The sequence below is a fragment of the Dactylosporangium siamense genome (genome assembly GCF_016862795.1).
GTDB classification, from domain to species: Bacteria; Actinomycetota; Actinomycetes; order Mycobacteriales; family Micromonosporaceae; genus Dactylosporangium; species Dactylosporangium siamense.
In genome coordinates this window covers 55,592-79,487 of sequence record NZ_BONQ01000036.1, presented here as the reverse complement: position 1 = coordinate 79,487, position 23,896 = coordinate 55,592, and the positions used below count along the sequence as shown (strand labels likewise).

General features: G+C 72.6%; 24 protein-coding genes and 2 pseudogenes. 16 read left to right on the top strand and 10 right to left on the bottom strand.

Annotated features, from left to right (window positions below; all coding sequences use genetic code 11):
- Positions 1–30 precede the first annotated feature (30 nt).
- Positions 31–684: an HU family DNA-binding protein gene (locus Dsi01nite_RS12575; RefSeq protein ID WP_203846279.1), complete on the top strand. Its 654-nt coding sequence runs from the start codon at positions 31–33 to the stop codon at positions 682–684.
- Positions 685–761: 77 nt separating this feature from the next.
- Here the strand turns inward: Dsi01nite_RS12575 and Dsi01nite_RS12570 are convergent, their stop codons facing one another.
- The 5 genes from Dsi01nite_RS12570 to cofC form a co-directional block, all read right to left on the bottom strand.
- Positions 762–1,631, bottom strand: coding sequence for an NUDIX hydrolase (locus Dsi01nite_RS12570; protein WP_203846278.1), 870 nt, complete (start codon positions 1,629–1,631; stop codon positions 762–764).
- Complete coding sequence (locus Dsi01nite_RS12565) at positions 1,619–3,004, bottom strand: CYTH and CHAD domain-containing protein (RefSeq protein WP_203846277.1); 1,386 nt, start codon at positions 3,002–3,004, stop codon at positions 1,619–1,621. The genes Dsi01nite_RS12570 and Dsi01nite_RS12565 overlap by 13 nt, the downstream gene beginning before the upstream one ends.
- Positions 3,001–5,274 (bottom strand): RNA degradosome polyphosphate kinase, encoded by a 2,274-nt coding sequence (locus Dsi01nite_RS12560; protein WP_373318771.1) that lies wholly within the window; start codon positions 5,272–5,274, stop codon positions 3,001–3,003. Before Dsi01nite_RS12560 ends, Dsi01nite_RS12565 begins: the two co-directional genes overlap by 4 nt.
- Positions 5,275–5,439: 165 nt before the next feature.
- Positions 5,440–5,637, bottom strand: coding sequence for a cold-shock protein (locus Dsi01nite_RS12555; RefSeq protein ID WP_203846275.1), 198 nt, complete (start codon positions 5,635–5,637; stop codon positions 5,440–5,442).
- 133 nt (positions 5,638–5,770) lie between these two features.
- Positions 5,771–6,391, bottom strand: coding sequence for a 2-phospho-L-lactate guanylyltransferase (gene cofC / locus Dsi01nite_RS12550; protein WP_203846274.1), 621 nt, complete (start codon positions 6,389–6,391; stop codon positions 5,771–5,773).
- Between the two features lie 82 nt (positions 6,392–6,473).
- Here cofC and Dsi01nite_RS12545 point away from each other — a divergent pair, with 82 nt between their 5' ends.
- From Dsi01nite_RS12545 to Dsi01nite_RS12530, 4 genes are all read left to right on the top strand, one after another.
- Positions 6,474–7,181, top strand: a complete 708-nt coding sequence (locus tag Dsi01nite_RS12545; RefSeq protein ID WP_203846273.1) for a lysophospholipid acyltransferase family protein — start codon at positions 6,474–6,476, stop codon at positions 7,179–7,181.
- 16 nt (positions 7,182–7,197) lie between these two features.
- On the top strand, positions 7,198–8,235 hold the full coding sequence (locus Dsi01nite_RS12540) for an NAD(P)H-dependent glycerol-3-phosphate dehydrogenase (RefSeq protein WP_203846272.1): 1,038 nt from the start codon (positions 7,198–7,200) through the stop codon (positions 8,233–8,235).
- Between the two features lie 10 nt (positions 8,236–8,245).
- Entirely contained in the window at positions 8,246–9,355 is a 1,110-nt protein-coding gene (locus tag Dsi01nite_RS12535; RefSeq protein ID WP_203846271.1) for a cystathionine gamma-lyase, read from the top strand.
- 61 nt (positions 9,356–9,416) lie between these two features.
- Positions 9,417–10,436, top strand: coding sequence for a D-alanine--D-alanine ligase (locus tag Dsi01nite_RS12530; protein WP_203846270.1), 1,020 nt, complete (start codon positions 9,417–9,419; stop codon positions 10,434–10,436).
- Here the strand turns inward: Dsi01nite_RS12530 and Dsi01nite_RS12525 are convergent.
- The 3 genes from Dsi01nite_RS12525 to Dsi01nite_RS12515 all read right to left on the bottom strand — a co-directional run bounded on the left by Dsi01nite_RS12525 (position 10,433) and on the right by Dsi01nite_RS12515 (position 11,715).
- A complete protein-coding gene (locus tag Dsi01nite_RS12525; protein WP_203846269.1) occupies positions 10,433–10,885 on the bottom strand; it encodes a CHRD domain-containing protein in 453 nt (150 codons plus the stop codon). The genes Dsi01nite_RS12530 and Dsi01nite_RS12525 overlap by 4 nt on opposite strands.
- 83 nt (positions 10,886–10,968) lie before the next feature.
- On the bottom strand, positions 10,969–11,481 hold the full coding sequence (locus tag Dsi01nite_RS12520; RefSeq protein ID WP_203846268.1) for a DUF3515 domain-containing protein: 513 nt from the start codon (positions 11,479–11,481) through the stop codon (positions 10,969–10,971).
- Positions 11,482–11,715 (bottom strand): Lrp/AsnC ligand binding domain-containing protein, encoded by a 234-nt coding sequence (locus Dsi01nite_RS12515; RefSeq protein WP_203846267.1) that lies wholly within the window; start codon positions 11,713–11,715, stop codon positions 11,482–11,484.
- Between the two features lie 163 nt (positions 11,716–11,878).
- Between Dsi01nite_RS12515 and Dsi01nite_RS12510 the strand changes: the two genes are divergently transcribed.
- Positions 11,879–12,841: a thiamine-phosphate kinase gene (locus Dsi01nite_RS12510; RefSeq protein WP_203846266.1), complete on the top strand. Its 963-nt coding sequence runs from the start codon at positions 11,879–11,881 to the stop codon at positions 12,839–12,841.
- A gap of 28 nt (positions 12,842–12,869) precedes the next feature.
- On the top strand, positions 12,870–13,337 hold the full coding sequence (locus Dsi01nite_RS12505; protein WP_203846265.1) for a GNAT family N-acetyltransferase: 468 nt from the start codon (positions 12,870–12,872) through the stop codon (positions 13,335–13,337).
- A gap of 336 nt (positions 13,338–13,673) precedes the next feature.
- Here Dsi01nite_RS12505 and rpmB read toward each other — a convergent pair whose 3' ends face one another.
- Positions 13,674–13,865, bottom strand: a complete 192-nt coding sequence (gene rpmB, locus Dsi01nite_RS12500; protein ID WP_033357799.1) for a 50S ribosomal protein L28 — start codon at positions 13,863–13,865, stop codon at positions 13,674–13,676.
- 189 nt (positions 13,866–14,054) lie between these two features.
- On the opposite strand from rpmB, the pseudogene Dsi01nite_RS12495 reads away from it, so the two are divergent.
- The 3 genes and pseudogenes from Dsi01nite_RS12495 to recG all read left to right on the top strand — a co-directional run.
- A pseudogene (locus tag Dsi01nite_RS12495) lies at positions 14,055–14,537 on the top strand (DAK2 domain-containing protein); the annotation flags it as partial.
- A 492-nt stretch (positions 14,538–15,029) separates the two neighbouring features.
- Positions 15,030–16,220 (top strand): annotated as a pseudogene (locus tag Dsi01nite_RS12490) (DAK2 domain-containing protein); the annotation flags it as partial.
- 4 nt (positions 16,221–16,224) lie between these two features.
- Entirely contained in the window at positions 16,225–18,417 is a 2,193-nt protein-coding gene (gene recG / locus Dsi01nite_RS12485) for an ATP-dependent DNA helicase RecG (RefSeq protein WP_203846264.1), read from the top strand.
- Positions 18,418–18,712: 295 nt separating this feature from the next.
- Here recG and Dsi01nite_RS12480 read toward each other — a convergent pair whose 3' ends face one another.
- Positions 18,713–20,014: a hypothetical protein gene (locus tag Dsi01nite_RS12480; protein WP_203846263.1), complete on the bottom strand. Its 1,302-nt coding sequence runs from the start codon at positions 20,012–20,014 to the stop codon at positions 18,713–18,715.
- 316 nt (positions 20,015–20,330) lie between these two features.
- Between Dsi01nite_RS12480 and rsmD the strand changes: the two genes are divergently transcribed.
- The 6 genes from rsmD to Dsi01nite_RS12450 all read left to right on the top strand — a co-directional run bounded on the left by rsmD (position 20,331) and on the right by Dsi01nite_RS12450 (position 23,883).
- On the top strand, positions 20,331–20,897 hold the full coding sequence (rsmD, locus tag Dsi01nite_RS12475; protein ID WP_203846262.1) for a 16S rRNA (guanine(966)-N(2))-methyltransferase RsmD: 567 nt from the start codon (positions 20,331–20,333) through the stop codon (positions 20,895–20,897).
- A gap of 58 nt (positions 20,898–20,955) precedes the next feature.
- Positions 20,956–21,435, top strand: coding sequence for a pantetheine-phosphate adenylyltransferase (gene coaD / locus Dsi01nite_RS12470; RefSeq protein WP_203846261.1), 480 nt, complete (start codon positions 20,956–20,958; stop codon positions 21,433–21,435).
- 95 nt (positions 21,436–21,530) lie between these two features.
- Entirely contained in the window at positions 21,531–22,031 is a 501-nt protein-coding gene (locus tag Dsi01nite_RS12465) for an ATP synthase subunit B family protein (RefSeq protein WP_203846260.1), read from the top strand.
- Between the two features lie 79 nt (positions 22,032–22,110).
- Entirely contained in the window at positions 22,111–22,674 is a 564-nt protein-coding gene (locus Dsi01nite_RS12460) for a YceD family protein (protein ID WP_203846259.1), read from the top strand.
- A 5-nt stretch (positions 22,675–22,679) separates the two neighbouring features.
- Complete coding sequence (gene rpmF / locus Dsi01nite_RS12455) at positions 22,680–22,853, top strand: 50S ribosomal protein L32 (protein WP_203846258.1); 174 nt, start codon at positions 22,680–22,682, stop codon at positions 22,851–22,853.
- Between the two features lie 49 nt (positions 22,854–22,902).
- The gene (locus tag Dsi01nite_RS12450) at positions 22,903–23,883 is read left to right on the top strand and encodes a phosphate acyltransferase (RefSeq protein ID WP_203846331.1); all 981 of its coding nucleotides are present in this window, start codon (positions 22,903–22,905) and stop codon (positions 23,881–23,883) included.
- Positions 23,884–23,896 lie beyond the last annotated feature (13 nt).

Genomic DNA, 23,896 nt, shown 5'->3' with positions numbered 1-23,896 from the left:
GACTTCATTTCTGGTACGGGAGGAAACAACGTGAACAAGGCCGAGCTCATCGAGGCGCTCAGCGCTCGCCTGGGCGACAAGAAGTCGGCAAACGCGGCGCTGGACGCGGTGCTGGCCGAGATCCAGGCTGCCGTGACCAAGGGCGACAAGGTCGCCATCACCGGTTTCGGTGTCTTCGAGAAGCGCGTCCGTGGTGCGAGAACCGCGCGCAACCCGCGCACCGGTGAGGCCGTCAAGGTGAAGAAGACGTCGGTGCCCGCGTTCCGGGCCGGCGCCAGCTTCCGCGAGATGGTCGCCGCCGGCAAGGTGCCGAAGGTCGCGCCGGCCAAGAAGGCCGCCGCCACCAAGACCACCGCCGCCAAGGCCACGACCGCCAAGGCCACGACGGCGAAGGCCGCTCCGGCCAAGGCCGCCACGAAGACCGCCGCCGCCAAGGCCACGACGGCGAAGGCCACGACGGCGAAGGCCGCTCCGGCCAAGGCCGCCACCAAGGCGACCGCCACCAAGGCCGCGGCGAAGGCCGCTCCGGCGAAGGCCGCCGCCACCAAGGCCGCCCCCGCCAAGAAGGCCACCACGAAGGCCACGAAGGCCGCCGTGTCGACGACCGCGCGCAAGACGACCACGGCGTCCACCACGACGGCCGCCAAGAAGGCGCCCGCCAAGAAGGCCGCCACCGCCAAGTGACCCGGCCGCAACGCCGGTAGGCAACGGAAAAGGGGCGGCGCCGCGAGTCAGTTCGCGGCGCCGCCCCTTTCGTCGCGTCAGACCGTCAGCGGGTGCAGCGGATCCCAGGCGAGGAGCCGGTCACCGCTGAAGGTGAGGATCCACCCGCTGCCCTTGCGGGTGTGGAAGTCCACATTGGTGCGGCCGGTCAATGCCGTCAGCAGCGCCGGCATCAGCTTGCCCTGGCTGCACACGACGCTCGTGCCGCCCCGCGCCGCCACGCCCCGCAGGGCCCCGGCCGCCGCCTCGGGTGACTGCCCCTCGTCGAACGCGGCGTCCAGGTCGAACGGCAGGCCCAGCGGCTCCACCGTCTGCGTGCAGCGCAAGGGGGTGGCCGACACCACCCGATCCGGCCGCAGGAGCCGCAGGAGGCCGCTCAGCGCCGCCGCGTCGCGTGCTCCGGTCGGGTCCAGCGGGCGGGCCGCGTCCGGTCCGGTCCATTCCTTGCGCTTGCCGGCCTTCGCGTGGCGCACCAGCGCCACCACCGCGGTCACCGGCGGCAGGTCCAGGAACGCCTTCACCACGCCCCGGTCGTGGGCGTAGCTCAGCAGCGCCGGGGCGTGCCCGGCCGGCACCCAGCGCGCCTCCTCGATCTCGTCGTCGGCCGGCCGGTCCTGCCACACCAGGGCCCGCATCGACCAGAACTCGACGGTCTTCTCCACGCCCGGGGCGCCGGTCAGGTACCGGATCGAGGGCAGGCGCGCCTGCGGGACGCCGTGCACGAGGGTCTCCTCGTGCACCTCCCGCACCGCGGCCGCCAGCTCGTGCTCGCCGGGGTCGACCTTGCCCTTGGGCAGCGACCAGTCGTCGTACCGGGGCCGGTGCACCAGCACGATCTCCACACCGTCCCCGGCCGGGCGCCACACCACCCCGCCCGCCGCGCGGACGACCGTGTTCACTTCAACCATGCTGTGGTGTTCTCCTCGCAGACCGCGGCCCACACCGCCGGGAACGCGGCCCGCGCCCGGGTGACCGCCGCCCGCTCCCGCTCGAACAGTCTGCCCGCGGTGACGGCGAGCCGGTGGTCGCCACGGTCGAGGAACCTCGCGACGAACAACCACGTGTCGGCGGCGGTCGCGGCGTCCTGGTGCTCGCCGAGGACCTTCTGCACCTTCGCGATCCGCTTGGCGAGCACCGCCGCCTCGGGGCCGGGGACCCAGGAGAACGCGTATCGGGCCCGCTTGGCCAGCTTCCGCACCTCGTGCCAGTCGTCGTCGGGCAGGAGCGGGGTCAGCGCGTCCGCGCCGGCCACGAGCTGCCGCCACGGCTTGCGTGCCAGGCCCGGCAGCACCCGGCCCGCCGGGGCGGTGTGCCGGCCGGCCAGCCGGGGCGGCCGCACCAGTGTGTCCAGGAGCGGGACGTACCGCCCGGAGCGCAGCGCCTCGTCCAGCGCCGACAGCGCCGTCTCCTGCCGGCCGGCGAGCGCGGCGTCGATGCGGTCCACGGCGTCGAGGTCCGCCGGCGCCAGGGGATCGGCGGCGGCGGTGACGTGCAGCCGGGCCCGCAGCACCTCGACGTCCCTGGCCCCGCCGAGCGCGCCGGCCAGCCGGCTCAGCTCGGCTCGCAGCGGCCGACTCCAGGCCGGATCGAGCAGCGGCTGAAACGTCTGCAGGTCGCTGCGCAGCCGCCGGGTGCCGACCCGCATCTGGTGCACCGGGGTGTCGCCGTTGGGCATCGTCTCGCGCAGCCGCGCGAACGCGTCGTGCCGCAGGATCCGCGCGACGCCGGACCGCAGCGCACCGGCGACCACCGCACCGGCGCTGCCGTCGTCAGCACCGTCGGCGGTGACGGCGATGGCGGCGGTGGCCGGGTCGGGCACGGCACCGGCGGCGAGCAGTTGCTCGGCGATGCGGGCGAGGTCCGCGGGGGTGCCGTCGATCAGCGACACCTCGACGCTGCGCGGGCGCCGGCCGGTCCCGCGCGCGGACAGGACGCGAGCCTCCGCCAGCACACCACCCGCGGCGGAAAGCACATGGACGGCCGCGCGGACCGTCCGCACCGCGGCCAGGCCGGACCCGCGGCGGAACGCGGTCACGGCGTCCAGCAGGTCCGGTGGGACGACCCCGGCGCCGGCGGCCGGGCGGTGCAGCTCGCGCCCGCGCCCCGGCAGCAGCAGCGTCCACGTGCCGTCGGGGTGCTGGCGCAGCGACACCCCGGCGTGCGCGAGCGCCGCGTCCGGGGTGTCGTGGAAGGTCGCGTCCAGGGTGACGGCGCCGCCCGGCCCGGCGAGATCCGGCAGCGTGAAGCTTTCACCGACCTGGAACCGGACGTAGGGGCTCACGTGTTGGGCTCCGCCCGGTCGACCATCCGGCGCAGCAGCGCCTCCTGCGGGTTCTTGCCCGGCCGGCGGTGCCAGGTGCCGTCGCCGGCCAGCTCGAACGCGCCGGTCTCGTCGCTCATCATCAGCTTCAGCATCCGGTCGAGCTCGCCGGCCGCGGCCGGGTCGGTGACCTTGACCAGGGCCTCGACCCGGCGGTCGAGGTTGCGGTGCATGAGGTCCGCCGAGCCGATCCAGTACTCCGCGGCGGCGTCCCGGCCGAACCGGAACACCCGGGAGTGCTCCAGGAACCGTCCCAGCACCGAGCGGACCCGGATGTTGTCCGACAGGTCCGGCACGCCGGGGCGCAGCGCGCAGATGCCGCGCACGATCAGGTCGACGCTCACCCCGGCCTGGCCGGCCCGGTAGAGCGAGTCGATGATCTCCTCGTCGACCAGCGAGTTGACCTTCAGCTGGATCAGGCCGCGCTCGCCGAGGGTGATCTCGTGGTCGATCCGGTCGATGATGCCGCGGCGCACCCCGTGCGGTGCGACCAGCAGCCGCCGGTAGGAGGTCTGCCGGCTGTACCCGGTGAGCACGTTGAACAGGTCGGTCAGGTCCGCGCCGACCTCCGGGTCCGCGGTCAGCAGGCCGTAGTCCTCGTACAGCCTGGCGGTCTTCGGGTGGTAGTTGCCGGTGCCCACGTGGCAGTACCGCCGGATGTGGTTGCCCTCCTGGCGCACGACCAGCGCGGTCTTCGTGTGGGTCTTGAGCCCGACGAGCCCGTAGACGACATGGCAGCCGGCCCGCTCCAGGGTCCTGGCCCAGCCGATGTTGGCCTTCTCGTCGAACCGCGCCTTCACCTCGACCAGGACGACGACCTGCTTGCCGGCCTCGGCCGCGTCGACCAGGGCGTCGACGATCGGCGAGTCGCCGCTGGTCCGGTACAGCGTGAGCTTGATCGCCAGCACGTTGGGATCGGCGGCGGCCTGCTCCACGAACCGCTGCACGCTGGTGGAGAACGAGTGGTAGGGGTGATGCACCAGGATGTCGTGGTCCCGCAGCCGGGCGAAGACGCTGCGCGGGGTCTCGCCCTCGGCGAAGTGCGGGTGGGTCGCCGGCACGAACGGTTTGTCCTTCAGCGCCGGCCGGTCCACGCCGTTGTAGATCTCCCACAGCGCGGTCAGGTCCAGCAGGCCCGGCACCCGCAGCACGTCGTGGGAGTCCATGTCCAGCTCGCGGACCAGCAGCTCGAGCACGTGGTCGGAGATCGAGGCGGCGACCTCCAGCCGCACCGGCGGGCCGAAGCGGCGCCGGGCCAGCTCCCGCTCCAGGGCCTGCAGCAGGTCCTCGTCGCGGTCCTCGTCCAGCTCGACCTCGGCGTTGCGGGTCACCCGGAACAGGTGGTGCTCGACCACCAGCATCCCGGAGAACAGCTGCCCCAGGTGCGCCGCGATCAGCTCCTCCACCGGCAGGAACCGCACCGTGCGCACCCCGTCACGGGTGGTGCGGTCCAGCGCGTAGAAGCGGGGCACGTTGTTGGGCACCTTGATCCGGGCGAACAGCTCCGGGCCGCCGTCGCGCTCACGGACCACGACCGCCAGGTTGAGCGACAGGCCGGAGATGTAGGGGAACGGGTGCGCCGGGTCGACCGCCAGGGGCGTCAGCACCGGGAAGATCTGCTCGCGGAACGCGGTGCGCATCCGCTCCCGCTCGGCCGGGTCGAGCTCGCTCCAGCGCACGATGTGGATGTGCTCCTCGGCCATCGCCGGGGCGATCTCCTCGGCGAACACCCGCGACTGGCGCGCGACGAGCGCGGTGGTGCGCTCGGCGATCTGCTCCAGCTGCTCCGTCGGCGGCAGGAACCCGGGGCGGCGCACCGGGATGCCGGTCTGCAGCCGCCGCTTCAGGCCCGCGACCCGGACCATGTAGAACTCGTCGAGGTTGCTGGCGAAGATGGCGAGAAACTTGGCCCGCTCCAGCAGCGGCGTGGCGGGGTCCTCGGCGAGGGTCAGCACCCGTGCGTTGAAGTCGAGCCACGACAGCTCGCGGTTGAGATACCGGTCCTCAGGCAGCGGTTTCTCACTCGGTACGACCAGCGCGTCGTGCTCGGCCGACGGCTCTGTGGCCGGTGCCTTCTGCGCTGGGACCAGCGTGGTCTGCTCCGTCACCGACTCGCTCAAGGTGACCTCCTCGGGCTCGGCCTGGCTCGCCTGGTCGTCTTCCCCGGTTGCTGGTGCCGCGGCCTTCGTCGCCCGACGGACCCGTGGTGTCGCGCCCGCTGCCGGGGCCACCCGTCGCGGTGCCGCCTTGCGCGGGGCGGCCTTCGAGGGCGCGCTCTGCGGGTCGGGGCGTTGCGCGGCGTTGCGGGGGCGGCTGCGACCGGTAGGCGTTTCGTCCACAGGATCATCATCGCCCGTTTGTGCCGGTCTGAACATGAACTTCCCGCTGCATGGCAACTACGGGAGGGTCGGCAGTGTGACCTTGATGACGTCCCCGGCGGCATCATGATCGATGCGGACCCGCTGCCCCAGCCGGAGGTGCCGGAGGCCGGACGCGTCGAACGCAGCGGCCGGGAACTGCAGCTGGGCACCGTCGTCCAGCAGCACCGTCCCGGTGCGGGTGTCCTCGTCGAACGTCGCCACGGTCCCCTGCATCAGTCCACGCTACCGCGCGTCGATGTCCGGCCGTGTTTCGCGTGACTGCGTCCCGGCGACATGTCTGTTACGCAGGGGTGCGCAGGACCCACGACGCAGGGGTGCGCAGGACCTCCGCGCGGGCGTGCGGGACCTATGCGCGGGTGCACAGGACCTCGCCGGTGTGCGGGCCGAGGCCGAGGTCGGCGGCGGCGTCGAGGTCGGCGGCGGTGTCCACGTCGCGGCGCAGGCTCGGCCAGTCGCCGTCCAGCCGGACCGCGCCGGAGCGCAGGTGGGCGGCCGCGGACCCGGGCCCGAAGTGCGGGTCGAGGGCCACCCCGGCGGGGGCGGCCAGCAGGACGGTGCCGCTGCCCTCCAGATCGGGCACGAACGCGCGGCGGGCGAGGCGGGCCGCCTCGGCCAGGACGACGGCCAGGTCGGCGGGGCGCATCGCCGGCAGGTCGGCGGTCAGCGCGACCACCGGCGCGCCGCCCGCGGCCCGGGCGCCGAAGGCGAGGGCCGCGTTCAGTCCGGCCGCCGGGGTGTCGGGCAGCCACGTGGCGCCGGCGGCCGTGACGGCGGCCCGCACCAGCGGGTCGTCACAGACCGCCACGACCCGGGCCACCGCCGGGCAGGCGAGCGCCGCCGCGACCGTGTCGCGGGCCATGGCCAGCACCAGCCCCGGATGCGACGGCCGCGGGACGGCGCCGCGCAGCCGGGTCTTCGCCGCACCGAGCGGCTTGACCGGCACCACGGCCACCCAGGTGCTGAGCATGACCCATCCTGACACGGCGCCCATCACGTCTCAGCGTCCGGCAGTGGCATGATTCGCAGCAGAACCGTGAGGGGAGGGTGAGATGACGCGCCGGAGGCTCGGCTTTTGGCGGCGTTTCGCCGTCGCGACCGTGAAGCCCGCGATGCAGGCGCTGACCCGCCGCACCTGGACGGGCATGGAGCACATCCCGGCCGAGGGTGGGGTGATCATCGTGGTCAACCACATCTCCCACGCCGACCCGCTCGCCGTCGCCCACTACATCTACGACGCCGGTCGCTGGCCGTCGTTCCTGGCCAAGGCCAGCCTGTTCAGCGTGCCGGTGCTCGGCTCGCTCTTGCGCGCGGTGCACCAGATCCCGGTCCGCCGCGGCACCACCGACGCGGTGCGGGCCCTGGAAGCGGCCCGGGCCGGCGTCCGCGACGGCGAGGCCGTGGTCATCTACCCCGAGGGCACCACCACCCGGGAGCCCGACCTGTGGCCGATGCGCGGCAAGACCGGCGCCGCGCGCCTCTGGCTCGACACCCGGGCGCCGATGATCCCGATCGTCATGTGGGGCCCCGAGCGGATCTACGACCCGCGCACCAGCAAACTGCGGCTGCTGCCGCGCGCCGACGTGACGGTCGTCGCGGGCGACCCGATCGACCTGTCCGCCTGGGACGACGCGCAGCCCAGCGCCCAGACGCTCAACGAGATCACCGACCACATCATGCTGCACCTCCGCGACATGCTCGTGGAGATCCGAGGCGGGACCCCGCCACCGTTGTGGACACCGCGCAAGTCGCTCGCATGATGACGACGGAGGGCAGATGAGCATTCGACGCGCCGCCGTGCTCGGGGCCGGTTCGTGGGGCACGGTCTTCGCGAAGCTGCTCGCCGACGCGGGCACACCCGAGGTCACCGTGTGGGCCCGCCGCCCCGACGTGGCCGAGGCGATCCGCGAGCGGCACGTGAACCCGGACTACCTGCCCAACACGTGGCTGCCGCCGGCGGTGACCGCGACCGGTGACGCCGCCGAGGCGATCGACGGCGCCGACCTGGTCGTGCTCGCCGTGCCGTCGCAGACGCTGCGCGACAACCTGGGCGCCTGGGCCGGCACGATCGGCTCCGACGCGACGCTCGTCAGCCTGATGAAGGGCATCGAGCTGGGCACGCTCAAGCGGATGAGCGAGGTGATCGTGGACTCCGCCGGCGTCGAGCCCGACCGCATCGCCGTCGTCACCGGCCCCAACCTCGCCCCGGAGATCGCCGCCGAGCAGCCCGCCGCGACCGTGGTGGCCTGCACCGACATCCGCCGGGCCGAGCTGGTCCAGCGGGCGATCAGCACGCGCTACCTGCGGCCGTACACCAACGACGACGTCATCGGATGCGAGCTCGGCGGCGCGGTCAAGAACGCGATCGCCCTCGCCTACGGGATGGCCTCGGCGCTCGGGTTCGGCGACAACACCCGGGCGACGCTGATCACCCGCGGCCTCGCGGAGACCACCCGCCTCGGCGGGGCGCTCGGCGCCAACCTGATGACGTTCGCCGGGCTGGCCGGCCTCGGCGACCTCGTCGCGACCTGCTCCTCGCCGCTGTCGCGCAACCGCACGTTCGGCGAGCACCTCGGGCGCGGCGAGACCCTGGAGCAGGCCCAGGCCGCGACCAGGCAGACCGCCGAGGGGGTCAAGAGCTGCCTGTCGATCCGCGACCTGGCGCACAGCGTCGGCGTGGAGATGCCGATCACCGAGCAGGTCGAGCTGGTCTGCCACGAGGGCGTCGACCCGCTCAAGGCCCTGGCCGCGCTGATGGCCCGCGAGACGAAGCCCGAGCGGCCCGGCGTGCCGTCGACGGGGGAGCATCAGTAGGGTTTTCGGCATGACTGGAGACGGCACCCGGGTCGTGCACGCTGGGCTTCCCGCGCCGGTGCCCGGCCGTTCGTTCATGCCCGGTCCGGCCTTCGGCGCGCCGTACCATCTCGATCCCGTCCTCGGACCGCAGCCCGGCGTCGACGGCTACGGCCGCACCGACAACCCGACGTGGCGGGCGCTGGAGTCGGCGATCGGCGGGCTCGAGGGCGGCGAGTGCGTGACGTTCGCCTCCGGCATGGCCGCCGTCAGCGCCGTGCTGCTCAGCGTCCTGCGGCCCGGCGACACCGTCGTCGTCCCCGGCGACGGTTACTACAAGACCAGGGCGTTCGCGTCCTCGCACCTCGCCGAGCGCGGCGTCACGGTGCTCGAGGTGCCGACCGCCGGGCCCTACCCGCCGCTGGAAACCGTCCGGCTGCTGCTGATCGAGACCCCCGCCAACCCCGGCCTCGACGTGTGCGACATCGCCGACCTGGCCGCGCGCGTGCACGCCGGCGGCGGCCTCGTCGCGGTCGACAACACCACCGCGACCCCGCTCGGGCAGCGCCCCCTCGACCTGGGCGCCGACATCTCCGTCGCCTCCGGCACCAAGGCCCTGACCGGCCACTCCGACATCCTGCTCGGCTACGCGTGCACCCGCGACCCGGAGCTCGCCGCGTCCCTCACCGCGTGGCGCGGCGCCACCGGCGCGGTGACCGGCCCGTTCGAGGCCTGGCTCGCGCACCGCTCGATCGGCACCCTCGACCTGCGCCTGGCCCGGCAGAGCGCCAACGCCGCCGCCGTCGCGGCGTTGCTCGCGGCGCACCCGGCGGTCTCCTCCGTGCGCTGGCCCGGCCGGCCCGAGGACCCGGCGTATGCGGTGGCGTCCCGGCAGATGCGCCGCATCCCCGGCGTGGTGACGTTCACGCTCGCCGACAAGGCGGCCGTCGACCGGTTCCTGGAGGCCGCCTCGCTGGTGTTCGCGGCCACGTCCTTCGGCGGCCTGCACACCTCCGCCGACCGGCGGGCCCAGTGGGGCGACGACACCCCCGACGGCCTGATCCGGTTCTCGTGCGGCATCGAGGACACCGAGGACCTGGTCGCCGACGTGCGACGGGCACTCGACGCGGTCGTCGCCTGACGCAGCGTGCGGTGCTGACCAGTTGACAGCGCCCGGTTGACCGTCCGGTTAGGGTCGGCGCGTGGAAACGCCAGAGAAGACCCGGGTCGCCGTCGTGTTCGGCGGCGGCAGCACCGAGCACGCCGTGTCCAGCGTCGGCGCCGCCGACCTCCTCGACGCCCTCGACGGCGACGAGTTCGAGATCGTGCCGATCGGGGTGACCCGGGAGGGTCGCTGGGTGCTCAGCGCGGCCGCACAGGCCGGCGGGCCGTCCACGGAGCTCGTCCCGGCCGGCGCCGCGGTCTCGGTCGTCGACGCCGGCGTCGGGGTCGCCCACCTCGGCGGCATCGACGTGGTCTTCCCAGTCCTGCAGGGCGCCTTCGGCGACGAGGGCACCATCCAGGGGCTGCTGGAGATGGCCGACCTGCCGTATGTCGGGTCGGGCGTCCTCGCCGCGTCCGTCGCCGTGGACCAGGACTTCTCCCGCAAGCTCGCCGCCGCCGCCGGCCTGCCCGTCGCGCCCTACGTCGTGCTCAGGGACACCGCCGACACCGCCGACACCGCCGACACCGCCGGCCTCGGCGCGGCCGACCGGGCGCGGCTCGGCCTGCCCGTCGTGGTCCGCCCGGCCCGCGGCGCCGGTGCCGTGACCGAGGTCGCGGACTGGGCGGCGCTGCCGGACGCGGTCGCCGCGGCCCGTGCCGTCGACCCGAAGGTCGTCGTCGTCGCCGCCCCCGCCGGCCGGAAGATCACCGTCGGTGTCCTGGACACCGGTTCAGGCGACCGGCCCGAGGCCAGCGTGCCCGGCGAGGTCCTCGGCGACCGGGTCGCCGCACCCGCCGAGCTCGACCACGCCGTCGAGCGCCGGGTCCGGGACCTGGCCGTCGAGGCGTTCATCACGCTCGACTGCGCCGGACTGGCCGTGGTCGAGTGCACGGTCACCCCCGACGGCCAGGTCTTCTTCGACCGGATCGACACGATGCCCGGCTTCGACCCCGGCGCGCCGTTCCCCGTGGTGTGGCAGGCGAGCGGCGTGGCGTACCAGACGCTGATCTCGAGACTGGTCAAGGCGGCCGTGCGGCGTGGGACCGGACTGCACTAGCCGCTGTGCAGCTGCCCGCGCAGGGCGCCGTCGGGGTAGGCCGACGAGTGCACGTTGACGTAGTAGCGCTCCGGGTCGTCGCGGAGGCGCCGGGCGAGCTTGCCGGTGAGCTGCGTGCACGTGGCGACCGATCCGTACCAGGTCGGCGCCGTCAGCGCGACGCTCACCGGCCCGTTCCTGCCCGGGCGGCCGGCATGGATGTGCGCGGCGTCGATCTTGCCGTCGACGTCGCGGACGCGGATGACGTAGCAGAGCCGGTTGTCGCGGTGCAGCTGGAGCAGGGCGATGCCGGTGGCGTCCGGGTCGCCCTTGCCCTTGGGGACCTCCTGTTTCCCGGTCAGGGACGCGCCCAGCGCCACCGTCCTCGGCGCGGGCGCGGCGGTTGCCGGGGTGGCGAACGTCGTGGCGCCGACGACCAGGGCCGCCGCGGCGGCCAGCAATGTACGCATGGATCTCCTCCTCGTTCGGTTCGGTTCCGCACCGTGTTCGGTGCGTTGCCGAGTTCCGTGCTGACCGAGGGGAGATCGGTATTTCAGCAGTGGGTGGTGCCCGGATCGGTGAACGGCACGGTCGCGACGATCGGTGCCGAGAGGTTGACCAGCCACGCGCCGTCGGCCTTCGCCGGCACCACGACCCGCAGCGGGACCTGGCGGTCCACCGTCGTCCAGACGGTCTCGTCGCCCCGCTCCTCCGGATACCAACATACGTCCGACAGGCCCAGGAGCTGGGCGTCTTGCGGAATCGCCCGCTTACCGACGGTGCCGCAGGACAGCACGATCGCCGGGTCGCCGAACGCCGCGTTCTGCTCGGGGCCGGCGCTGACGGGGCGCCGGTTCAGCCCGCCGAGCGTCTCGGGCAGGCGCGCCACCAGCGCGCGGCAGGTCGCCGTCGTGGCCTCGTCCATCGCTGCCGCGTCGGTGCGCACGGTGCCGGTCGCCGCCGCCGTGGGGAAGCCTCCGAGCAGCCAGAACGCCAGGACCCCCACCAGCAGCGCGACGGGGACCGCGGCGATGGTGGCAATCCTGGCGGGGCTGGTCGCCGTCATTTATAAGTGCACCACCGAGCAGGTCAGGGTGCGGGTGATGCCGGGCACCAGCTGCACGTTGCTGACGATCAACTTGCCCAGCTCGTCGACGCTACGCGCCTCGGTGAGCACCACCACGTCATACGGCCCGGTGACCGCGTCCACCCGGACGACCCCGGTGAGCTCCTGGATGGCGGTCGCCACATCGCGTGCCTTGCCGACCTCTGTTTGGATCAGGATGTATGCCTGTACCACGACACGACTCCTTCCTGCGCCGCGCGAGCGCTGATCAGCGCTGAACCTACCGCACCATGGGAGGCAGCGAACCAGCAGCCGTGCGTGATCGTGTCACAACACGCTGCGTCAACCGCAACATCGCGCATTCGGTGTTCATGTTCTTGTTGAAATTGGAGGACGGGTGACCGTTGCAACCGCCGGGGAGTTCGGGCTCATCTCACGGGTGACGGCCCGGCTCGGGGCGGCGTCGCCCCTGGTCCTGCTGGGACCCGGCGACGACGCGGCCCTGGTCGCAGCGCCTGACGGCCGGGTCGTGGCCAGCACCGACGTGCTCGTGGACGGCCGGCACTTCCGCCGTGACTGGTCCACCGCCCGCGACATCGGCCACCGGGCCGCCGCCGCCAACCTCGCCGACATCGCCGCCATGGGCGCCCGCCCGACGGCGCTGCTCGTCGCGCTCTGTACCCCCGCCAACCTTGAGATCACCTGGGCGGAGGAACTCGCGGACGGTCTCGCGGCGGAGGCGGGCAAGGTCGGCGCGATCGTCGTCGGCGGCGACATGTCCGCCAGCCCCACGCTGACCATCGCGGTGACCGCCCTGGGCAACCTGGAGGGACGGGCGCCGCTGGTCCGCACCGGGGCCCGCCCGGGTGACGTGGTGGCGGTCTGCGGTCGGATCGGATACGCGGCGGCCGGCTACACCATCCTGTCCCGCGGCTTCCGCTCGCCGAAACTGCTGGTGGAAGCCCATCGCCGCCCCCAGGTGCCCTACGCCGCGGGCCCGTCCGGCGCGCGGCTCGGTGCCACGTCCATGATCGACGTCTCGGACGGGCTGCTCGCCGACCTGGGCCACATCGCGACCGCCAGCGGCGTCGGGATCGACCTGCACCGGTCCGCGTTCGTGGTGCCCGAGCAGATGCGGGACGCGGCGACGGCGCTGGGCGTCGACCCGTACGGCTGGATCCTCGCCGGCGGGGACGACCACCCGCTCGCGGCCACCTTCCCGCCCTCGATCGAGCTGCCGGACGACTGGCGGGTCGTCGGGGAGGTCCTGCCGGCCAGCCTCTTCACCGCCGGCGATGGGGTGACCGTGGACGGCCGCCGGTACACCGGTGGAGCCCCCGGATGGGACCACTTCCGGTAACGAGCGATCGCCTCGATACCCTTTACGGGTGACCGAGCTCGACATCCGACTGACCCGCTACGGCTCGCGGGTCGCCACCGAACTGATCAGCGCCACGCTCGCCGACCTGAGCAGGCGTTACGGCGGGGACGGGGACACCACCCCCATCCAGCCGGGGGAGTTCGACCCACCGCTGGGCGGCTTCTTCGTCGCGTACGTCGACCATGCGCCGGCGGGGTGCTGCGGCTGGCGGACCTTCGCCGAGGACGAGACCACGGCGGAGCTGAAGCGGCTCTACGTCGATCCCGCGTTCCGTGGGCTGGGGGTGGCGCAGCGGCTGCTCACGGCGGTGGAGGGGGCGGCGCGGGAGGCGGGGCGGGAGCGGATCTGGCTGGAGACCGGGACGGCGCAGCCGGAGGCGATCGCGCTGTACCAGAAGGCCGGTTACTCGGTGATCCCTGACTTCGGTCACTACAAGGGGTATCCGAGCGTGCGGTCGTTCGGCCGGGAGTTGTAGCGGCCGGTCGTCCGCCCGGACGCCTTTGCGCCTGGTTGTTCGCTCGGACGCCTTTGCGCCTCGTTGGTCGCTTGGGCGCTCCGCGCCTGGTTGTTCGGTGGGGCGCTCCGCGTCGGGTGGCTCGTTGGGCGCTCTGTGCCATGTGGCTCGTTGGGCGCTCTGCGCCCGGTTGCTCGTCAGGGCGCTCCGCGGCCGGGTGCTCGCCTGGGGCGCTGCGTCCGGTTGCTCGGCGGCCGGTCGTTCACCCGATGCGCCAGATGCCGAGAAGCCCCGCGACGGTGCGTCGCGGGGCTTTCTCGATGCTGGGTCGTGCTGGGTTGCGCTTGCTGCAGGCGATCAGCCGCGAACGACCTTGCCGGCCTTGAGGCAGGAGGTGCATGCCTGCACCTTCCGCGTGGTGCCGCCACCGGCAGGGGTGCGCACCGTCTGAATGTTGGGGTTCCAACGGCGGTTGGTCCGCCGGTGCGAGTGGGACACGTTGTGGCCGAAGCCCGGTCCCTTGCCGCAGACGTCGCACACGCTAGCCACGGGGATCTCCTGGGATTGATTGCGTCTCGGGCTGGACCCCTCCACCGGACTGGCCGGCGGCGGATTCCAGGTGTCACCGGCCGGCGAACCGGCGGGCAACCCCGCAAGGTTACCTGATGGGACCCGCCTGCTCCCAATCGGCCCTTGTCGCGCTCCTGCGGCCGCCTCGCGCGGTGGCGCGCGAGGAAAATGTCGGTGGTCGCCGATAGGCTCTGGCGCGTGCCAGAGAGTGGGGACGGTGCCACCGTTCGCCGGTGGTGTGCCGCCGGTCTTGACGCGCTGCGTCGGCACCGGTCAGAGATCGACGCCCTCAACGTCTATCCCGTGCCCGACGGCGACACCGGGACCAACCTGGCGTTGACGATGTCGGCCGCGGTCGACGCGGTCGACGCGGCCCCGGACACCGCCGGCGCCGCGGAGCTGCTGGCGGTCGCCGCGAGGGGCGCGCTGCTCGGCGCCCGGGGCAACTCGGGCATCATCCTGGCGCAGCTGCTCAAGGGGCTGGCCTCGTCACTGGCGTCGGCGTCGGCGTCGTCGCCGGTCGTGGGCGGGGCGGAGCTTGCGGCGGCGCTGGACGGCGCGGCCCGGTCGGCCTATGCGGCGGTGGCCGCCCCAGTGGAGGGCACGGTGCTGTCGGTCGCCACCGCCGCGGCCCGGGCGGCTGCCTCCGCCGCCTCTGGCTCGTCTCGCGCGTCGGACGCCTCTGGCTCGTCTCGGGCGTCGGACGCCTCTGGCTCGTCCTTTGGTTCGTCCGCTGCCTCTGCCTCTGGCTCGTCCTCCGCAGTGAACGCTTCGGTCTCGTCCGCTGCTTCCTCTTCCTCAACAGGCGCTTCCCGGCCGGGCTGGGCTTCATCGGCCGCCGGTGGGTCTTCGGCTGGCGCTTCCTTGCCCGGTGGCGGGTCTTCGACTGTCTTCGGTGCTTCGGCCGATGGTGGTTCGCCGGTCGGCGGCGGGTTGCCGGCCGGCGGTGGTTCGTCGGACGCAGGCGGGTCGCCTGTTGATGGCGGTCCGTCAGCCATCGGTGGGTCGGCCGTCGGTGGGTCGTCTGGTGGTGGCGGTCCGTCAGCCATCGGTGGGTCAGCTGTCGGTGGCGGTCCGTCAGCCATCGGTGGGTCAGCTGTCGGTGGGTTGTTTGGTGGTGGCGGGTCGGTGGGCGTCGTTGCGGTGGCGCGGGCGGCGGCCGAGGGGGCGCGGGTCGCGCTCGCCCGCACGCCGGAGCAGCTGCCCGCGCTGGCGCGGGCGGGGGTCGTCGACGCCGGGGGTCGTGGCCTGGTTGTGCTGCTGGAGGCGTTCGTGACGTCGCTGACCGGGGAGCCTCCACCGGCCGCCGGACCGACGCACGTCGGTGCCGTCGCCGCGCCCGGTGGGGTCATGGATCGCGAGGCGGGGTCGGTCGAGTTCGGCTACGAGGTGCAGTTCCTGCTCGATGCCCCGCCGGCGGCGATCGGCCCGCTGCGGGAGGCGCTCGGGGCGCTCGGCGACTCGCTCGTCGTCGTCGGTGACGACCCGACCTGGCACGTCCATGTGCACGTCAACGACGTCGGCGCGGCGATCGAGGCGGGAATCGCGGCCGGGCGGCCCAGCAGGATCGCCGTGACGAGGTTCGCCGAGCAGATCGCGGAGCAGCGTTCGGTCCGGACGCCCGAGCTGTCCGAGACGTCGCCCGACCTGTTCGGTGGCGGGTCGCCGGTCCCGGTCGAGGTCGCCGGCTCGGGCGTCGTGGTCGTGTGCAGCGGCCGGGGGATGGGCGAGCTGCTCGCCGCCGAGGGCGCCACGGTGCTGACGGGCACGCCGTCGACGGGCGAGGTGCTGGCCGCGATCCAGGCGACGGGTGCGTCCCGGGTGGTGGTCCTGCCCAATGACACCAACGTCCTGGCCGTCGCCAACACGGCAGCGGCCGAGGCCCGGGCCGCGGGGATCCGGGCCGGTGTCGTGCCGACGCGGTCGCCGGTGCAGGCCCTCGCCGCGATGGCCGTGCGGGACACGAGCCGGCGGTTCGAGGACGACGTGATCGCGATGGCGGAGGCCGCGGCCAGGTGCCGGTCGGCCGAGCTGACCGTCGCGGCCCGTGAGGCGCTCACCGTCGCCGGGCGATGCCAGCGGGGTGACGTGCTGGCGATCGTCGACGGGGAGGTCAACCTGATCGGGCAGGATCTGGAGCGGACCGCCTGTCTGCTGCTGGACCGGATGTTGCTGGCCGGCGGGGAGCTGGTGACCCTCATCGCGGGTCAGGGCGCGCCCGCGGGCCTGGGGGAGACGCTGCGCGGGCACGTCGCCGCGGCGTGGCCGTTCGTCGAAGTCCAGTGCTACGAGGGAGGCCAGCCGCACTATCCGCTGCTGGTCGGGGTGGAGTGAGCCGGTGACCGAGATCGACCTGACCACGCCGCTGCAGAAGGTGATCGGCAACGGCGCGAAGCTGCTTGCCGACAGCCTCAACCTGCACACCGTCGGTGACCTGGTCTACCACTTCCCCCGCCGCTACGAGGAGCGGGGCGAGCACACCGACATCCGGTCCCTGGAGATGGACACCGAGGTCACGGTGTTCGGGCAGGTCAAGCGGGTCTCGTCGCGGACGTTCATGCAACAGCGGGGCAAGACGGCGGGCAAGCGGGGCTCGCTGCTCGAGGTGGTCGTCGGCGACGACAGCGGCGGCGAGCTGAGTGTCACCTTCTTCAACCAGGCGTGGCGGGAGTCGCAGCTGCGCCCCGGCCGGTGGGGCCTGTTCTCCGGCAAGGTCGGCCGGTTCCAGAGCAAGTTGCAGCTCAACCAGCCCGACTACGTCCTGCTCGACGGCGCCGAGGGAGAGGAGAGCGTCGAGGAGTTCGCCGGTGCGATCATTCCCGTCTACCCGGCGACCGCGAAGGTGCCGACCTGGCGGATCGCCGCCGCCGTGCGCACCGTTCTGGACGTCCTGCCGCCGACGCCCGACCCGGTCCCGGCGCCCGTTCGTGCCAAGCAGAAGTTGTCCGCGCTCGACAAGGCGCTGCGCGAGATCCACCGGCCCGAGTCCCGCGAGTCGCTGTTCTTCGCGAAGCGCCGGCTGAAGTGGGACGAGGCGTTCGCGCTCCAGCTGACCCTGGTGCAGCGCAAGCACCGCGCCGCCGACTGGCCCGCCCGGGCCCGGCCGCTGCGCGACGACGGGCTGCTGGCGAGCTTCGACGCCCGGCTGCCGTATGAGCTGACCCGGGGCCAGCGCGACGTCGGCGACGAGATCGCGGCCGACCTGGCCCGCCCGCATCCGATGCACCGCCTCCTGCAGGGCGAGGTCGGCTCGGGCAAGACCGTGTGCGCTCTGCGGGCCATGCTGCAGGTGGTCGACGCCGGTGGGCAGGCCGCGATGCTCGCCCCGACCGAGGTCCTCGCCGCCCAGCACCACCGCAACGTGATGGACCTGCTCGGCGGCATGGCCCGGGCCGGCGAGCTCGACGCCACGCCCGACGCGACCCGGGTGGCGCTGCTGACCGGCTCCCTTGGCGCCGCGGCCAAGCGCAAGGTCCTCGAGGAGATCGGCTCGGGTGCCGCCGGCATCATCGTCGGCACCCACGCCCTGCTGTATGAGGGCGTCGCGTTCAAGGACCTGGGCCTCATCGTCGTCGACGAGCAGCACCGCTTCGGCGTCGAGCAGCGCGACGCCCTGCGCGCCAAGGCCGACCAGCCGCCGCACGTGCTCGTGATGACCGCGACCCCGATCCCACGGACGGTCGCGATGACGGTCTTCGGCGACCTGGAGACGTCGGTGCTCAGCCAGCTGCCCAACGGGCGCTCACCGATCGCGTCGCACGTCGTGCCCGCCACGGACAAGCCCGCGTTCCTCGACCGGGCCTGGCGCCGCATCCGCGAGGAGGTCGCCGCCGGCCATCAGGTGTACATCGTCTGCCCCCGCATCGGCGACGCCAAGTCCGACGGCGAGGACCTGCCCGCCGGCGACGACGAGCGCCGGGCACCCCTCGCCGTCCTCGACGTCGCGCCCCAGCTGGAGGAGGGCCCGCTGCACGGGCTGCGGATCGGCATCCTGCACGGCCGGCTGCCCGCCGACGAGAAGGACACGGTCATGCGCACCTTCGCCGCCGGCAACCTCGACGTCCTGATCGCCACCACCGTCATCGAGGTCGGCGTCGACGTGCCCAACTCCACGATGATGGTGATCCTCGACGCGGACCGCTTCGGCGTCTCCCAGCTGCACCAGCTCCGCGGCCGCGTCGGGCGGGGCAGCGCACCGGGCCTCTGCCTGCTCGTCACCGAGTCCGGCGAGGGCACCGCCGCCAGGACCCGCCTCGACGCGGTCGCCTCGACCACCGACGGCTTCAAGCTCGCCGAGCTCGACCTCGAGCAACGCCGCGAGGGCGACGTCCTCGGCGCCACCCAGTCCGGCCGCCGCTCCCACCTGAAGCTGCTGTCCCTGCTCCGAGACGCCGAACTGATCGGCGACGCCCGCGCCGAGGCGATCGAACTGCTGGAGGACGACCGCGAGCTGACCCGCCACCCGGGCCTCGCCGCCACGGTGTCCCAGCTCGTCGACGAGGAACGCGCCGAATACCTCGAAAAGGGCTGACCACCGAAGTCCTTCGGTCCGCGAAGCGCAGTGGTCCGGGGGTCGCGCCGGTGGCCACACCGCGGCGACCGGGGCGACCGTGCTTCGTGGAGGGGACGCTCGATGCTCATTTCGTAGCATTTGCCCGATGGGCAGGGCGCGATCCACCTCCGATGCGACCGGGTGGACGGGGTTGATCACGCGTTGTCTCGCGAACGTGATCGAAGGACGGACCCGGTCGTGGGGGCGACCGGATCCGTCCTTCGATCCCTTGGAGCTGGGCTGCCGATCTTTGGAGCTGGGCTGCGAGTGGGGGTCAGGCGGCGTGGCGGCCGCGGCGGGGGCGGCGGCTGAGCAGGATCAGACCGCCACCGAAGGCGATCATGAACAGGGCGGCGCCGCCGAGGACGGTGGCGTTCGAGCCGGTGACCGGGAGGCTGGCCGGCGTGGTGGTGGAGACGTCGATCGTGGTGGGGACGACGACGGTGCCGTTGCCGTTGCCGTCGCCGGGGGTGATCTCGGTGACCGTCTCGACCGGGTTGTTGGTCCATGACACGGAGGCGGAAGGCGAAACCGAGGCCGACGGCGAAACCGAGGCGGACGGCGACGACGAGGCGGACGGCGGAACCGAGGCGGACGGTGACGACGACGCGGACGGCGAAACGGAAGCAGCGGGCGACTCCGGCGCGGCCGACTCGGACGGAGCGGCAGACGCGGACGGGGAAGCGGACCCGGTCGGAGAAGCGGACTCGACAGGGGAAGCGGACTCGGACGGTGAAGCCGACGCCGACGGAGACACGGAAGCCGACGGCGAGACGGAAGCCGACGGGGAGACGGAGGCCGACGGGGAGACGGAGGCCGACGGCGAGGCGGACGCGGACGGGGAGGCTGACGGCGAGCCGCTGTCGCACGACGACGGCTCGGTCCAGGCGCCCGTCACGGTCTTGAACGTGTTGTCCTGCACCGTGACCTGCTTGGTGGCGACCGGAACGTCGACCGCCCGGCCCGGCGCGACCCGGACGATGCGGCCGGCGACGGTGAACACGGCGTCGACGTTCGCCCCGGTGGCGTTGGTGAGGTGGGCGGTCAGGGTGCCGTCGCAGGCGCTGACGAAGGTGGCCATGGGGCGCGGGGCGCAGGTGGTGGTGCCGCCGTTGTGCCAGGCTCGCACGCCCGCCGAGCGGTTGCCGGGGGCGGCCGTTTCGCCGACCTTGGTGGTGCCGTAGCGGGGGCCGCCGTCGACGATGGGGTTGATCACGCCGGTGCCGAAGATCGTGTCGACCTGGGTGTAGCAGGCAGGGACGTCGACACGCAGCGTGACCGAGGGCTTCGAGGCCGTGACGGTGGCCGTGTCGGTGGCGTAGACGAACTGGGGGTTGCCGAAGTTCTTCGCGGGGGCGGTGTACGACACCAGCGTGAACGCCTGCTGCTCGCCGTCGCACAGCGCCGCGGTCGAGGTGATCGTCGCGGTGCCGGCCGGGCCGTCGAAGGTGTGCCGGTAGGTCGCGGCCGACGCGGTCACGCAGTTCTGGGAGGTGGTGGCCGACGCGTACGCGGTGCCGATGAAAGCGCCGCCGAACAGCATCGTGCTACCGAGAATGAGCAGGGTCTTCCGCAAGACGTGCCCCCAAAGGCGTCTCGGCTGGGGGCGGTCTCACCACTGACTCCCCGGGCCGCAAAGCGGTGACCGATTGATGCTCGGCCCGGTTCAACGTCTCCCCATTTTCTGGGTAGTCGTGACGTTTTGTCGCGACTGCAATCAGCGTAAGACCAACTACGGAGCGGGAAAAGCCCTGCTCAGAGGCCCGTCACCCTCCGTAGTCAGACACGCAGAGTAGTCATGCCTGAATGAAAGCCAGTACAACATGAAAAATCGGAAATGTCCGAAGCTGGAGTGGTGCAGGTCACTCGCTGGCCATGCCTAGGCTGGGGGCGTGACACGCATCGTGGCCGGCACCCTGGGCGGCCGGCGCCTCACGGTCCCCGCGGGCCAGGGCACCAGGCCGACCTCCGACCGGGTCCGGGAGGCCCTGTTCAGCAGCCTGGAGGCCATGGTCGACCTCGACGGATCCCGGTTCGCCGACCTGTACGCGGGCTCGGGCGCGGTCGGGTTCGAGGCCTGCTCGCGAGGGGCGGCACACGTCCTGCTCGCCGAGTCCGACGCGAAGGCCGCCAGGATCGTCCGGGCCAACATCGCCACGCTCGGTGTCGGCGGCACCGTCAAACTGGTCGCGGACAAGGTCGAGCGGCTGCTCCAGCAGGAGCCGGAGGAGCTGTTCGACGTGGTGTTCGTCGACCCGCCGTACGCGATGACCGACGAACGGGTCGGCGCGGTCCTGGAGGCTCTCGCCGCCCGGTGGCTCGCCGGTGGCGCGGTCGTCGTGGTCGAGCGCAGCAGCCGTGGCGCCCCGATGCGCTGGCCCGAGGGCCTGGTGCAGCGCGCGGAGCGGCGCTACGGCGAGACGACGCTGTGGTATGCCGAACGCGACGAGGGCGTGTGACGCTGTTGGCAGAAACCTCTTTGGTACGGTCCCCGCTCATGAGGCTTGGGCTGGTGCAATGAGGCGCGCGGTGTGTCCGGGTTCGTTCGATCCGGTGACCAACGGACACCTGGACATCGTGGGACGTGCGTCGAAGATGTTCGATGAGGTCGTCGTCGCGGTGCTGATCAACACGAGCAAGGCCGGGCTGTTCACGGTCGAGGAGCGGCAGGAGATGCTCGCGGAGGTGACGGCGCCGTACGCCAACGTGCGGGTCGACGCGTTCCAGGGCCTGCTGGTCGACTTCTGCCAGGCCAACGACATCGGTGCGATCGTCAAAGGGGTCCGGGTCGCCGGCGACTTCGACTACGAGCTGCAGATGGCGCAGATGAACTACGGGCTCGGCGCGATCGAGACGCTCTTCATGCCGACCAACCCGAAGTACTCCTTCGTCTCGTCGAGCCTCATCAAAGAGGTCGCCAAATGGGGCGGCGACGTTTCGCCGCATGTGCCCGACCTTGTGGCAAACCTGCTGCGAGAAAGGCTCGTAAAACCCTGAAACTCAGGGCTTTCCGTGTGGCGATGGAGCGGCATCATGGTTTGGGCCGCATGATGGTGGACGTTGTTTGCCGTGGGGACAGGGAGTGACCGCAAGTGGATCCGCTCGAGAGCATCGACCAGATCATCGCGCTGGTCGAGGGTGCACGGTCGGCGCCGATGTCGCGGAGCAACTTCGTGGCCGACCGCGCCGAGATGATCAACCTGCTCGACCAGTTGCGCGCCGACCTGCCGGGTGAACTACGGCGGGCCACCGCGCTGCTCGACGAGCGGGACAAGATCGTCGACGCCGGGCGCCGCGAGGCCGAGCGGATCATCACGGAGGCCGAGTCGGAGCACAACCGGCTCGTGTCGATCAACGAGATCGTGGTGTCGGCCGAGCACGAGGCGTCGCGCATGATCAACGAGGCGCGGGCCGAGACCCAGCGCCTCCGTGACGAGGTCGACGACTACGTGGACACGGCCCTCGCCAACTTCGAGCAGTTCCTCACCCGCTCCCTCGCCTCGATCGAGCGAGGCCGCGACAAGATGCACGCGCTGCGCGAGATAGGCTCATTCACACCGTCCGGCGACGACGACCGGCCGCTGCCTTTCTGACGAACGCAGGGGCGATTCGACGGGAGATCTGCCGCTCGGGTAGCCTTGTCCGTCGGCCCTGCCTGGCCGGAGTCTGAAGATGCCACATCAACCGCACCCGCAACTGGATCCCCGCAAGCCGCTGGTCCTCGAGACGAGAGACCTGCCCCGGCGACCGGGTGCTCTGCACGCGGTGTCGCGCCAAGTGCCGGCACCCGAGGACCTCGGTCTGGAGCTGATCGGCGTGCCTGTCGGCGCCGAGCTCGACCTCCAGCTGCGGATGGAGTCGGTGTCAGAAGGCGTTCTCGTCTCCGGCACCGTCACCGGCCCGCTGGTGGGCGAGTGCGGACGCTGCCTGCGCCCGATCAGTGCCACGTTGGACGTCCCGATCCAAGAGTTCTATGCCTATGAGCACAGCACGACGGACGAGACGACCGACGAGGACGAGGTCGGAAGGCTGCAGGGCGACCTGATCGACCTGGAGCCGGCACTGCGGGACGCGGTGGTGCTCTCCCTGGCCGCCAACCCCGTGTGCCGTGAAGACTGCCCAGGGCTGTGCCCCGACTGCGGGGTGCCGCTGGATGAGCTGCCCGCGGGTCACAACCACGAGCAGGTCGACCCGCGCTGGGCCGCCCTGACCCAGATCAAGCACTCAGAGGAGTAAGACCCGTGGCCGTTCCGAAGCGGAAGATGTCGCGCAGCAACACCCGGGCACGCCGGAGCCAGTGGAAAGCCGTCGCGGTGCAGACGCAGCCGTGCCCGCAGTGCCGCTCTCCGAAGCTGTCCCACACTGCCTGCTCGGTCTGCGGCACGTACAACGGCCGTCAGGTCATCGAGGTCTGATTTCCGGATCCGGGTGACGCGATCCGACAGGTCGCCGCACGGCGGGGAGATCCCGTCCGGCACCGCGCGGATCGCCGTCGACCTCCTCGGCGGGGACAGTGCTCCCGCCGTCGTGGTTGACGGCGCTCTGCGCGCGTGCAGCGCCGACCCAGACCTGCATCTCCTCCTCGTAGGGCCGCGCGAGACGGCCGACGAGGTCCTTGGCGCGCTCGCGGTCCACGACCGCGAGCGCGTCGGTGTCAGCGTGGTCGACCGCACCATCGGCATGGGCGACTCCCCGTTGCGCCACGTCCGGCGGGAGTCCACCGTCCGGGCCGCCGCCGAGGCGGTCTACGGTGGCCGCGCCGACGCGATGGTCTCCGCGGGCTCCAGCGGCGCCGTCGTCGCCGCCTCCGCCCACGTCCTCGGCCGCCTCCCCGGAGTGCGCCGGCCGGGTCTCGCCGCGCACGTGCCCACCCAGCACGGCCCGGTGCTGCTGCTCGACGTCGGCGTGACGATCGACGGGACCATGCTGGAGCTGGTGCAGCACGCGGTGCTCGGTGCCGCGTACGCCGCCACCGCCCTCGGCGTGTCCGAACCCCGCGTCGGCCTGCTGTCCATCGGCAGCGAACCCGGCAAGGGCGACCGGCTCCGCAAGGCCGTCGCGGTCGCCCTGCACGACACCGTCCTGCCCGCCGGTGGGCGCTACATCGGTCTGGTGGAAGGCCACGACGTCCCGCTCGGCGGCCCGGCCGACGTGATCGTCACCGACGGCTTCACCGGCAACATCCTGCTCAAGGGCCTCGAAGGCGCCACCGCCAGGCAGCGGACGGCGGAGCAGGGGGCGGCCCTGCTCGGGGTCACCGGCACCGTCGTGGTCTGCCACGGCTCCGCCGACGGCCCCGACATCGCCTCCGGCATCGCCCTCGCCGCCCGCCTGCACCGCGAGGGGGCCATCCCCGCGGTGGCCGGGCTCGCCGACGATCTGCTGACCGAACTCTCCTCGGCCGGCGGCCTCACCATCCGTGACGCACTAGGGGAGCGCTCGTGACGAACCCGACCCC

Excerpts from the sequence above, each read along its gene's own strand:
- Dsi01nite_RS12570 (WP_203846278.1), bottom strand. The coding sequence starts at position 1,631 with ATGGTTGAAGTGAACACGGTCGTCCGCGCGGCGGGCGGGGTGGTGTGG.
- Dsi01nite_RS12555 (WP_203846275.1), bottom strand. The coding sequence starts at position 5,637 with ATGCAGGGGACCGTGGCGACGTTCGACGAGGACACCCGCACCGGGACG.
- cofC (WP_203846274.1), bottom strand. The coding sequence starts at position 6,391 with ATGCTCAGCACCTGGGTGGCCGTGGTGCCGGTCAAGCCGCTCGGTGCG.
- Dsi01nite_RS12545 (WP_203846273.1), top strand. The coding sequence starts at position 6,474 with ATGACGCGCCGGAGGCTCGGCTTTTGGCGGCGTTTCGCCGTCGCGACC.
- Dsi01nite_RS12540 (WP_203846272.1), top strand. The coding sequence starts at position 7,198 with ATGAGCATTCGACGCGCCGCCGTGCTCGGGGCCGGTTCGTGGGGCACG.
- Dsi01nite_RS12535 (WP_203846271.1), top strand. The coding sequence starts at position 8,246 with ATGACTGGAGACGGCACCCGGGTCGTGCACGCTGGGCTTCCCGCGCCG.
- Dsi01nite_RS12525 (WP_203846269.1), bottom strand. The coding sequence starts at position 10,885 with ATGCGTACATTGCTGGCCGCCGCGGCGGCCCTGGTCGTCGGCGCCACG.
- Dsi01nite_RS12520 (WP_203846268.1), bottom strand. The coding sequence starts at position 11,481 with ATGACGGCGACCAGCCCCGCCAGGATTGCCACCATCGCCGCGGTCCCC.
- coaD (WP_203846261.1), top strand. The coding sequence starts at position 20,956 with ATGAGGCGCGCGGTGTGTCCGGGTTCGTTCGATCCGGTGACCAACGGA.
- Dsi01nite_RS12460 (WP_203846259.1), top strand. The coding sequence starts at position 22,111 with ATGCCACATCAACCGCACCCGCAACTGGATCCCCGCAAGCCGCTGGTC.